This window comes from Paracoccus sp. (in: a-proteobacteria) (assembly GCF_046462195.1).
Taxonomy (GTDB): Bacteria; Pseudomonadota; Alphaproteobacteria; order Rhodobacterales; family Rhodobacteraceae; genus Paracoccus.
The window spans coordinates 1-10,797 of sequence record NZ_JBKGUN010000255.1; the positions used below are offsets into that span (position 1 = coordinate 1).

The 10,797-nt window shown below is 67.4% G+C and carries 9 protein-coding genes and 1 pseudogene; 2 read left to right on the forward strand and 8 right to left on the reverse strand.

The genetic code is table 11. The annotated features are described in order from the left end of the window. The 3 genes and pseudogenes from ACLHHB_RS15725 to lptF all read right to left on the reverse strand — a co-directional run. Positions 1–466: pseudogene (locus ACLHHB_RS15725) on the reverse strand (hypothetical protein); the annotation flags it as partial. After that, positions 463–1,572 carry an LPS export ABC transporter permease LptG gene (lptG, locus tag ACLHHB_RS15730; RefSeq protein WP_410219226.1) on the reverse strand — a complete coding sequence of 370 codons (1,110 nt, stop codon included), beginning with the start codon at positions 1,570–1,572 and terminating at the stop codon, positions 463–465. The gene lptG and the pseudogene ACLHHB_RS15725, both read right to left, overlap by 4 nt. Next, positions 1,569–2,693 carry an LPS export ABC transporter permease LptF gene (gene lptF / locus ACLHHB_RS15735; protein WP_410219227.1) on the reverse strand — a complete coding sequence of 375 codons (1,125 nt, stop codon included), beginning with the start codon at positions 2,691–2,693 and terminating at the stop codon, positions 1,569–1,571. The genes lptG and lptF overlap by 4 nt, the downstream gene beginning before the upstream one ends. A 127-nt stretch (positions 2,694–2,820) precedes the next feature. Between lptF and ACLHHB_RS15740 the strand changes: the two genes are divergently transcribed. Both ACLHHB_RS15740 and ACLHHB_RS15745 read left to right on the forward strand, forming a co-directional pair. Then, positions 2,821–4,398 (forward strand): leucyl aminopeptidase, encoded by a 1,578-nt coding sequence (locus ACLHHB_RS15740; protein ID WP_410219228.1) that lies wholly within the window; start codon positions 2,821–2,823, stop codon positions 4,396–4,398. A 94-nt stretch (positions 4,399–4,492) separates the two neighbouring features. After that, complete coding sequence (locus ACLHHB_RS15745) at positions 4,493–4,942, forward strand: DNA polymerase III subunit chi (protein WP_410219229.1); 450 nt, start codon at positions 4,493–4,495, stop codon at positions 4,940–4,942. Between the two features lie 86 nt (positions 4,943–5,028). Here ACLHHB_RS15745 and urtE read toward each other — a convergent pair whose 3' ends face one another. From urtE to ACLHHB_RS15770, 5 genes are all read right to left on the reverse strand, one after another. Then, entirely contained in the window at positions 5,029–5,736 is a 708-nt protein-coding gene (urtE, locus tag ACLHHB_RS15750) for an urea ABC transporter ATP-binding subunit UrtE (protein WP_410219230.1), read from the reverse strand. Position 5,737: 1 nt separating this feature from the next. After that, positions 5,738–6,478, reverse strand: a complete 741-nt coding sequence (urtD, locus tag ACLHHB_RS15755) for an urea ABC transporter ATP-binding protein UrtD (RefSeq protein ID WP_410219231.1) — start codon at positions 6,476–6,478, stop codon at positions 5,738–5,740. Then, on the reverse strand, positions 6,475–7,683 hold the full coding sequence (urtC, locus tag ACLHHB_RS15760) for an urea ABC transporter permease subunit UrtC (protein ID WP_410219232.1): 1,209 nt from the start codon (positions 7,681–7,683) through the stop codon (positions 6,475–6,477). The genes urtD and urtC overlap by 4 nt, the downstream gene beginning before the upstream one ends. 1 nt (position 7,684) lies before the next feature. Continuing rightward, positions 7,685–9,559, reverse strand: coding sequence for an urea ABC transporter permease subunit UrtB (urtB, locus tag ACLHHB_RS15765; protein ID WP_410219234.1), 1,875 nt, complete (start codon positions 9,557–9,559; stop codon positions 7,685–7,687). A 101-nt stretch (positions 9,560–9,660) separates the two neighbouring features. Next, a partial coding sequence (locus ACLHHB_RS15770) for an ABC transporter substrate-binding protein (protein ID WP_410219233.1) occupies positions 9,661–10,797 on the reverse strand: 1,137 nt, incomplete at its 5' end.

Genomic DNA, 10,797 nt, shown 5'->3' on the forward strand with positions numbered 1-10,797 from the left:
GCCAGACAGGCACGGCCTCGGGGCGGCCGAAGCCTTCGCGGATGCGCGAGGCGATCAACCGTGCCCCCTGATACCAGACAACCACGCCCCCCGCCGCGATCAGGGTCCGGTCATCCTGCAGGGTCACGCTGTCTGCCAGAACCGTGGCGGCCTGGCCGGACTGGTCGGGAAGGGAGCGGCCGGGCAGTGTCACGTCGATATCGGGTGCGGCGCTGACGGGCGTGCCGGTCGTGGGGGTGCGGTCGCCCAGCGGATCACTGCCCAGGGCGGGCGCCGCCGGGGCAAGGGCCGACACGCCGCCGCCCAGGCTGCGCGTGGTCAGCGGTGCGCCCGGCATGTCCGGCATGCCGCTGGTGCTGGAAGGGGCTTCGAACAGCGTCTGGGCGGGCAGGGGTTGACCCAGCACTGCGCCCAGCAGCGCCAGGGTCACGACCCGCCAAGGGGTCGCCGGGGCATTCGCGCTCATCCATCCTCCCGTTTCAGGATCAGGGCCAAGGCCAGCAACGCCCCCACCAGCGGCGGTGTCCAGGCCGCCATCGAGGGTGTGATCTGCCCGTTATCCCCCAGAACCTGCGCCAGATTGCGTAAAAAGAACAGTGCGATCCCCGCACCGAAGGCCATCAGCACCGCCGCTCCGGTGTTCCGCCCGCGAATATGCTGCATGGTGAACGCAGCTGCGATGACCACCATGGCGGCCATCAGGAAGGGCCGCGCCAGCTCCATTTGGAACCACACCTTGTGACGGGCCGCCGAAAAGCCCGCGCGCTCCAACCCGGCGATGAAGGTGGGCAATTGCCAGACAGGCACGGCCTCGGGGCGGCCGAAGCCTTCGCGGATGCGCTGGGCCGTCAGGTCCGAAGCCAGCCGCAGGGAATCGCTTTGCGTCACCTCGGCCTGAGGATTGGGGTGGGACAGCGGATAGTCGCTGACATCAAGCAGTTCCCATGCCCCCGGTGTCAGGCGCGCCTCCCGCGCCTCGATCCGGCGAATGGGCCCGGCTTCATCGTCGAAAACGAGGAAGCTGGCGTCATAAAGTGTCACGGCGTCGCCACTGGCACGGCGGGCGCGGATGACGATCTGGCCCGCCTCCTGCCCGTCTTCCTGCAGGGCCTGGCGCAGCCATACCGCGCTGTCGCCCACGCTGACCGTTTGGCGGCCCGCTCGGTCGATCTCGGCCACGGCATTGTCGTAAAGGGCGCCCGTCACCGCCACCAGCGGATTGAGCAGCCCCACCGCCAGCGCACCCAGCACCACCGCCGTCGCCACCGGTGCACCGATGACCCGCAAGGCAGACCGTCCCGAGGCACGGATTGCCACCATTTCCGAACTGCGCGCCAGCCCCAGGAACAGCGCGATCGCCGCCAGAACCGTCATCAGCGGCAGGATCGAATAAAAGCTGCCCGCGATGTTCAATGCCGCCAGTTGCGCCGCGCCACCCAAGCCGATGTCGCGGCCCGAAAAACGGCGGATCATCTCGATCATGTCGATCAGGAACAGGATCAGCAGGAACACTCCCGCGATCAGAAGAAGGCTGCGCGAAAAGCGGCGTGCGACATAGCGGGCCAGGATCATGCCACAACACCTCGTCCGGGTCCGCGCGGCCGTGACGCCAGCCACAGCAGCACCGCACACAGGCCCGCACCCACCAGCGCCGGCAGATAAAGAAGCGGCCACAGCACCGCATCACGCCCGACCTGGTTGGCGGCGGCGTTCGACAGGAACTGCACCAGAATCAGCCCCAGGATCGCCCAGCCCACCTGCCGCCAGACGCCAAAGCGGGAAAAGCCGCCGATCATCAGCGTGGCAAAGCCCAGCATGGCCGCGATGGGCGACAAGAGCGGCTGGGCAATCCGTTCATGCGCTTCGGCCTGCGCCTGTGGCGCGCGCGCGCCGGTCGCCTGCAACAGCGCCTCGTCCGGGTTCAACAGTTGCAGCGTGCCGTAATCGCGCAGGTCACGCCCGCGCCTGCCTGTGCCGGAAAACATGGCGCCCACGTCATAGCTGAATTCGGCAAATCGCGTGACTGACAAGGCTTGGGCGTCGCCCCGTTCGCTCAGGTTCTGGGCCATGCCTTCCAGCAGCACCAGCACGGGGCCGGTGTCGGTACGGACGACCAGCGCCTCCTGCGCAGTATAGGTGATCTGTTCGGCAGGGTCGCGCGCGTCCTCGATGAACAGGTCCAGCAGGCGCCCGTCCGCGGCCACGTCGCGGATGAACAGCGTCACCCCCTGCACGGGATACTGGAACGCGCCGGGGCGCAGGAACTGTGCGGTCACGTTTTCGGCAATCTCGGCCGAGCGGTCGGCCAGTCGCGCCCGCGCCATGGGCACCAGCCCGTGAACTAGCACCGCCACCATCACGCCGACGAACACCCCGAAGATCAGCACCGGCCGCGCCAGCCGCCAGGGCGACAACCCCGCCGCCTGCATGGCCACCAGTTCCGATTCTCCCGCCAGCCGGTTCGTGCCATAGGCCGTGGCCGCAAAGGCTGCCACCGGCAGCACGACCGAAATGACCAAGGGCAGCGTCAGCGCCGTGAACTCCAGCACGACCAGCGCCGTCTGCCCGTCGTTCAGCAGATCGTCGAAAAGGCTGACCGCCCGGTTGATCCAGTAAACCGAGACCAGCACCAGCGCAAAGAAACCGAACAGCGTCAGCAACTGGCCAAGGATGTATCGGTCGATCCGGGGCATTGGCGGCCTTCTTCGCGCGGGATGTCCTGCTCTCTTAGCGGCAAGAAGGGCTCTGGAAAAGGGCGGCTCTGGAAAAGTGGGGGGCAGAGGGCTAGGGTCGGCCCCAACCAGACATAAGGACATCGTCATGACCCAGCCTGTCGAGATCAACTTCACCGACATCGTGCCCGAAGACCTGCCCACGCATGAGGGCCGTGTCGCGCTGATCCTGACTGCCCCCGACAAGTTGCCCGGCAAGCTGCCCCGCCCCGCGCGCGAGGCGGTGATGCGCGCATTGGCCTCCAGAGCCGGACAGGCGCTGAAGCCGGGCCAGGCGATGGAACTGGCCTTTCCCGCAGCGATGGCGGCCGAGGCCTTGGTCCTGATCATCCTGCCGAACAATGCCACGCAGGCCGAGGCCCGGCGCGCGGGTGCGGCGCTGGGGGCAAAGCTGGGCCGCAGCCACACGCTGGTCTTGGCCGGCGGGCACAAGCTGGCCGGTGAGGTTGCTCTGGGGCTTGCGTTGCGCGGCTATGACTTTTCGGTCTACCAGACCCGTCCGGCGTCCGACGAAGCCCCTGCGGGCAGCGCTCCGCTGCCGGAGTCCGAGGGACAGCAGGACAACGCCGTCCTGTCCGATGCGCAGGCCGACGATGCGCCCGGCCAGCCCGCGGCTCCCGTTTCGGACAAGGCACGCGTGACCTTCATGGTCCGGGAACCCGAGGCGCTGGCCAAGTCTGCGCAGCACGCCGCCGCCGTGGCCGAGGGTGTGTTCTTCACCCGTGACTTGGTGAACGAGCCCGCCAACGTCCTGACCACCACCGATTTCGCCGACCGCCTGAAGGCGATGGAGGAAATCGGCCTGACGGTCGAGGTTCTGGACGAGGACCAGCTGCGCGAACTGGGCATGCGCGCGCTTTTGGCCGTGGGGCAGGGCAGCGAGTCGCCTTCCAAGGTCGTGGTGATGCGATGGAACAACGGCGGGGACGAGGCGCCGCTGGCCCTTGTGGGCAAGGGTGTGGTCTTTGACACCGGCGGCATCTCGATCAAGCCCGGCGCCGGCATGGAGGAGATGACGATGGACATGGGCGGCGCCGGCGTCGTGGCCGGCGTCATGCGCACGCTGGCCCTGCGCCGTGCCAAGGCCAATGTCGTGGGCCTTGTGGGGCTGGTCGAGAACATGCCCGACGGCCGCGCCTATCGCCCCGGCGACATCCTGAAGTCGATGAAGGGTGATACGATCGAGGTCGTGAACACCGACGCCGAAGGCCGCCTCGTGCTGGCGGATGTCCTCTGGTACGCGCAGGAACGGTTCAAGCCCAAGGCGGTCATCGACCTGGCGACCCTGACGGGCGCGGTCATCATCGCCTTGGGTCATGACAATGCGGGCGTCTTTGCCAATGACGATGCTCTGGCCGAACAGATCCTGTCGGCGGCCCGGTCCGAGGGCGAGGGCGCGTGGCGCCTGCCCCTGGGACAGCCTTATGACGGCCTGATCAAGTCGCGCCTGGCTGACATGAAGAACTCGGGCGGGCGCGCGGCGGGTTCGATCACGGCCGCGCAGTTCCTGCAGCGCTTCATCAAGCCGGACCAGCCCTGGGCGCATATTGACATCGCCGGGGTCACCCTTCCGCCCTCGGCCACCGACCTGGCGCCGCGGGGGGCGACAGGCTGGGGCGTGATGACGCTGGACCGCTTGGTCCGCGACCGGTACGAGGCGGAATGAGCACATCTGCAGCCGGCGCGCCTTTGGCGCATCCCATGGCCGCGACCGCACCGCATGACCTGCGGGCGGTTCCCGGGGGTGTCTAGGGGCGGACATGGGCAAGGCATTGTTCTATCACCTCACCCGCTCGCCGGCCGAGGCCCTTTTGCCGGTCCTGCTGTCCAAGGCGCTGGCGGCGGGATGGCGCGTGGAACTGCGCGGTGCCGAGGCCGAGCGGATGGACCGCCTGGACCAGCAATTGTGGCAGGCCGAAGGGTTCCTGCCACACGGCATGGCCGGCGGCCCGCATGATGCGCGTCAGCCGGTTCTTCTGACCGTGCCGGATCAGGTGGCGGCCAATGATCCGTCCTGCCTGATGGCGCTGGACGGGGTCGAAATTGCGCCACCCGAGGCCGCCGCCCGAGACCGTGTCTGCATCCTGTTCGACGGGGGCGACACCGGCGCGGTGGCACGGGCCCGCGACCAATGGCGCGCGCTGACCGGCGCGGGCATCGAGGCGGAATACTGGTCCGAGGAATCCGGCCGTTGGGAGCGCAAGCGCTAGCGCGCTGGAGTTCCGGCGCCCCCTGCCTTTCATGCTGGTCGGTACACGAGCGTGGATGCTGGAGGGCAGTTACCCTGCAGGGGTTCTCAGGCGGTCGCGTGTCCGGCCAGCCGAGCATGGAGATCGGCCCGCTTCAGCCGCGCCTTGGGCCCCTGCATCACCGCGCGGCCGCGTTCCATCACCAGGAACTGGTCTCCCAGAGCCCAAGCAAAGTCGAAGAACTGCTCCACCAGCACGATGGCCATGTCGCCCCGGTCGCGCAGGCCGGCGATGACCCGGCCGATCTGGGCAATGATGTTGGGCTGGATCCCTTCGGTCGGTTCGTCCAGCAAAAGAACACGGGGCCTGGTGATCAGCGCGCGCGCAATGGCCAGCTGCTGCTGCTGCCCGCCTGACAGATCACCCCCCCGGCGATGGGCCATCTCGGCCAGGACCGGAAAGCTGTCAAAGATCTCGTCCGGGATGCGCCGGTCCGCGCGGGGCAGGCAGGCAAAGCCGGTTTCCATGTTTTCGCGCACGGTCAGCATGGGAAAGATCGCGCGCCCCTGCGGCACATAGCCGACGCCGAACCGCGCCATCTTTTGCGCCGACAGCCGCCCGAGAGGCCGGCCGTCAAAGGTCACCTCTCCTCCCGATCGCGGATGCCGTCCCGCCAGCAGGTTCATCAGCGAGGTCTTGCCCACCCCGTTGTTGCCCATGACGCAGGTTACCTGGCCGGGCTGGGCCGCGATGTCGATGCCGTGCAGGATCTGGCTGCCGCCGTAGTGCAGGGTCAGGTTGGTCGCGTTCAGCATCTTATCGCCCCAGATAGACGTCGATGACATCGGGATTGCGGGTCACGTGATCGAGGCTGCCCTCGGCCAGCACGGATCCCTGGTGCAGAACGGTCACCCTGCAGTCCAGGCGGCGCACGAAGTCCATGTCATGTTCCACCACCACAACAGCCCGCGTTTCCGCCAGCCGGCGCAGCAGGGTCGTGGTTTGTTCCCGTTCCGCCAGGGTCATGCCGGCGGCAGGCTCGTCCACCAGCAGCAGGCGCGGCTCTTGCGCCAGCAGCATGCCGATCTCGAGCCACTGTTTTTGTCCGTGGCTCAGTTCGCCTGCCTTGCGGGCGACATGGGCCGACAAACCAACCTCATCGGCCAGCGCCGCAACGCGCGCGGCCGAGCAGCCCGACGGTCGCCACCCCAGCACCGCAAAGGGGCTGCGCAGGGCCTTCAGGGCCATGGTCAGGTTTTCGGCCACCGACTGATCCTCGAAGACGGTGGGGCGCTGGAACTTGCGGCCGATGCCTTCGCGGGCGATCTGCGCCTCGTTCATCCGCAGCAGCGATTTTGACGTTTCGCCCCACAGGACTTCGCCTTCGTCGGGCCGGGTCTTGCCGGTCACGATGTCCATGAAGGTGGTCTTGCCCGCGCCGTTGGGCCCGATCACGGCCCGCAACTCGGCCGCGTTGATCGAAAACGACAGGTCGTTGATGGCCTTGAACCCGTCAAAGGACTTGGAAATGCCACTGACCTCCAGAAGCGCGCTCATGCCTTGGCCCCTTGTTCCTGACGGCCGCGCGCCTTGCGCTGCTGCGGCGGTCCCATGCGGTCAAAGATCCCCGCGATGCCCTTGGGGGCAAACAACGTGACCAGCACGAAAGTCAGGCCAAGCGCCACCTGCCACCAGTCGACCCAGTTCACCACATAGCCCGGCAGGTGGATCGAGGGCGCACGGCCCCCCGTGAACCAACTCGACAGCAGCGACACCACGACCGCGCCGATCGCGGCCCCGTAAAGCCGCCCGCGCCCGCCGATAGCCACCCAGACCGCCAGATAGATCGAGGCGACGGGCATCATCTCGGCCGGGTTGATGATGCCGGCCTGCGGGTAATAGAGCGCGCCGGCCACGGCCGTGATCATGGCCGCCAGCGTGAAGACGACCAGCTTGAAACCCTCGACCGGGTAGCCCAGGAACCGCACGCGCGTCTCGTCGTCGCGGATGGCGCGGATGACGCTGCCGAACTTGCCCGACACCAGCCAGGCGGCCAGGACATAGAACAGCCCCAGCGCCCCGGCCGAGGCCCAGAGGAACCATATCGACAGCGTCGCCTGGTCCACATGGTCCAGCCCCGGCAGGTTCTGCAGCCCCGACAGGCCGTTGTTGCCCCGGAACCCGCTGTCGTTCTGGAACAGCCACAAGGCCAGCGCCAGCGTCATCGCCTGCGTCAGGATCGACAGGTAAACGCCGTTGACGCGACTGCGGAAGGCCAGCCAGCCGAAGACCAGCGCCAGCAGGCCCGGCACGGCCAGAACCAGGATCAGCTGCAGCGTCAGGGAATGCGCAAAGGACCAGGTCAGGGGCAGGTCCGCACTGCCCACGACGCCAAAGATCTGGTTGGTGACGCCGTCCCGCAGTTCGGCGGCTGTCGCGGGAATGGGGTTCTGCGCCAGCGAGACCGCGACGATGCCTTCGGTCCGCGCATACATCAGCCATTGGCCGATCATGTAGCCGCCAAGCGCGAAAAAGGCCATCTGGCCAAGGCTGAGGATGCCGAGATAGCCCCAGACCAGATCCATCGCCACGGCGGCCAGCGCGAGGCACAGGGTCTTGCCCAGCACCTTGATCATCGAGGTCGGGATGGCCCCGCTGCCATAGGCATGGCTGAGAAGCGTGACGGTCAGGGTCAGGGCGGCCAGCGCCGCCAGCACGATCAGGACCGAGGGGTTCTGCAGGATGAAGGGCTTGCGGGTCATGTCACGCCTCTGCCGCGCGGCCACGCTGCGGGATGATCCCACGCGGCCGGAACTGGATGAAGATGATGATGAACAGGATCATGAAGGTCTGGGCCGCCAGGGTGTTGGCCGGGTTCAGCGACTCGATGACCTTGGACAGCCCGCCGATCAGCGTGGCCCCCGCCAGCGTGCCCCAGATGTTGCCGACGCCGCCCACCACCACGGTCATGAAGCTTTGGACGATATAGCCCTGGCCCAGTTCCGAGGTGACCTGCGCAAACAGCCCGATGGCGATGCCCGCGATGCCCGCGATGCCGGACCCCAGGCCGAATGTCATCATGGCGATGCGGTCGGGGTTGATGCCCATCGAGGCCGCCATGCCGGGGTTCTGGGTCACGGCCCGAACCTCCAGCCCCAGCCGCGTGCGCTTCATGATGAACAGGAACAGGCCCAGGAACAGCAGCGCCAGGACAAAGATCGCCACCCGGATCGAGCTGATCGAGACAACATCGTTGAGGGTGATCGACCCTTCCAGCCAGGCAGGGGCGGTCAGGGGGCGGGCCTGCGTGCCGAAGATGTTCTTGGCCAGCTGCTGCAGGGCGATCGAGATGCCAAAGGTCGCCAGCAGCGTTTCCAGCGGACGGTGCGCCAGATGGCGGATCACCAGGCGGTACAGCACGACCCCTGCGCCAAAGGTCACTGCAAAGGCCAGGGGCAGGGCCACGACCAGCGACAGCGTCCGGTCGGCGATCAGTGTCTGGACCGTATAGCCGGTATAGGCGCCCAGCATGATGAATTCCCCATGCGCCATGTTGATCACGCGCATCACGCCAAAGGTGATGGCCAGACCGATGGCTGCCAGGAAATAGATCGAGGCCAGCGACAGCGCGTCCAGCCCCAGATCGAGACCCCGCATCGCGCCCAGCTTGACCTGCGCGCGCAACTGCGCGGCCTGGGCGGCATCGGTCACGGCAGGGTCGGCCTCGGCGTAAAGTTCGAAGAAGCGATGGCTGTCCAGCGCGGCCTGCACCTCGGCTTCGGTTGCGGCGGGGGGAACAGTGCCTGCCGCCTCCAGCGCCTCGTAGGCGCGGTCCCGGGCAGCGGGATCGGACAGGTCCTGCAGCGGAACCCCGCCCACCGCGCCGTCGCGGATATTGGCCGCCAGCGCCGCGCGCTGATCGGCCGAGGTCAGACGGGGCTGCAGCACGCCCTCCTGCACCAGCAGGGCCAGGGCCGCCTCGCGGGGCAGGGCGTCGCTGCCCGCCTCCAGTTCGCGCGCGACATTGCCCTGCGGATCGTCCGTCGAAACAACACGCCGCGTCGCCAGCAGCGGGTTCAGCGCCGCGCGGACATCGAGGCTGACGTCGCCTGCCATATCCTGAATCGCTGCCACGCGCGCCTCGCTGTCGGTGTCATGCTGGATGGTCAGCAGACGCTCCAACCGCGTCTTGCGGGCGGCCAGAGCAGGATCGGGGTCATCCAGCGCCCGGCGCAGGGCCTCCAGCTGCTCGGCCGTACCGCTGCGCGCCAGCGTATCCAGCGCTGCGCTGCGACGACCGACATCGGGTTCATTCAGAAGTCCCGCCACCAAGGCCGATTCGATCACCCCGCGCACGCCGGAGTTGGGCCGCAGCATCTTGGGTTCGGGGTCCGGCACCGGCTGGCCGGTCACTGCATCCGTGGCATCGGCACCCTTCATGATCAGCAGGCGGCCGTCGGGGGTCAGGCCCAAGTTTCGGCCCGCCCATGCCTGCAGCATCGCCAGGCCCTCGGGGCCGGTGGCGGCGATATCGGCCACCAGGGGCGCGACCGTGCGACGCGATGGCTGCTCGATCTGGTCAAGATGGTCGGCGACCACCGCTTCCAGCGCAGGGTGGGCCAGGGTGGCTGTGGGCATGAACAGCGCCAGGGCGCAGGCGGCAAGCAGGCGGAACCGGGTCACGCGGGGCTTCCTTTGCGAAAAAGGGGCAGGCGGCGCGGTGCCGCCCACCCGTCACGTCAATAGTTCGACTGGACCTGGACGCAGCTGTCCGTTTCGGTGTTGAACATGCCGCAGTCCTTGCCCGGCCAGTCGGCCTCCAGCACGGCGGATTCGGGCAGGAAATCGGTCCAGGCATCACCGGGAACCGGATCGGTCTGGCTGACGATGTCGAACTGGCCGTCTTCGCGGATTTCTCCGATCAGGACGGGCTTGGTGATGTGGTGGTTCGGCAGGACGGTGGCCGTGCCGCCGGTCAGGTTCGGCACCTCGACACCCACGATGGCATCCAGAACCGGGTCCACATCGGTCGTGCCCGCCGCCTCGACCGCGGCGACCCAAGCGTTGAAGCCGATGACGGTGGCCTCCATCGGGTCGTTGGTCACGCGGTTCCGGTCACCGGTGAAGGCTTTCCATTCCTCGATGAAACCGGCGTTCACGTCGCTTTCGGCGGTCTGGAAATAATTCCAGGCGGCCAGGTGGCCCACCAGGTTCGCGGTATCCAGACCCGACAATTCTTCCTCGCCGACTGAAAAGGCCATGACCGGAATGTCGTCGGCCGAAACGCCCGCCGCGGCCAGTTCCTTGTAGAACCCCACGTTGGCGTCACCGTTGATGGTGGACACCACGCCCACCTTCTTGCCGCCCGCGCCAAGCGCCACGACATCGGCGACGATCTTGGACCAGTCGGAATGACCGAAAGGGGTATAGTTGACGAAGATGTCCTCGGCCGCGACGCCGTTGTCCTTGAGATAGGCGTCGAGGATGTTGTTCGTGGTCCGCGGATAAACATAGTCGGTGCCCAGCAGCGCCCAGCTTTCCACCCCCAGTTCGTCGCGCATGTAATCCACGGCAGGGATCGCCTGCTGGTTCGGGGCGGCGCCGGTATAGATGACGTTCTTGGACGATTCCTCGCCCTCGTACTGGACGGGATAGAACAGCAGGCCGTTCAGTTCCTCGATCACCGGCAGCACCGATTTGCGGCTGACGCTGGTCCAGCAGCCGAAGATCGCGTCCACGTCGCTGACAGTCAGCAGCTCGCGCGCCTTTTCGGCAAACAGCGGCCAGTCCGAGGCGGGGTCGACCACCACCGCCTCCAGCGGGCGGCCCAGCACGCCGCCCTTGGCGTTCTGCTGTTCGACCAGCATCAGGACGGT

Coding starts and splice junctions, on each gene's coding strand:
- urtC (WP_410219232.1), bottom strand. CDS start 7,683: ATGACCCGCAAGCCCTTCATCCTGCAGAACCCCTCGGTCCTGATCGTG.
- urtD (WP_410219231.1), bottom strand. CDS start 6,478: ATGAGCGCGCTTCTGGAGGTCAGTGGCATTTCCAAGTCCTTTGACGGG.
- ACLHHB_RS15745 (WP_410219229.1), top strand. CDS start 4,493: ATGGGCAAGGCATTGTTCTATCACCTCACCCGCTCGCCGGCCGAGGCC.
- lptF (WP_410219227.1), bottom strand. CDS start 2,693: ATGCCCCGGATCGACCGATACATCCTTGGCCAGTTGCTGACGCTGTTC.
- ACLHHB_RS15740 (WP_410219228.1), top strand. CDS start 2,821: ATGACCCAGCCTGTCGAGATCAACTTCACCGACATCGTGCCCGAAGAC.
- urtE (WP_410219230.1), bottom strand. CDS start 5,736: ATGCTGAACGCGACCAACCTGACCCTGCACTACGGCGGCAGCCAGATC.
- urtB (WP_410219234.1), bottom strand. CDS start 9,559: ATGCCCACAGCCACCCTGGCCCACCCTGCGCTGGAAGCGGTGGTCGCC.
- lptG (WP_410219226.1), bottom strand. CDS start 1,572: ATGATCCTGGCCCGCTATGTCGCACGCCGCTTTTCGCGCAGCCTTCTT.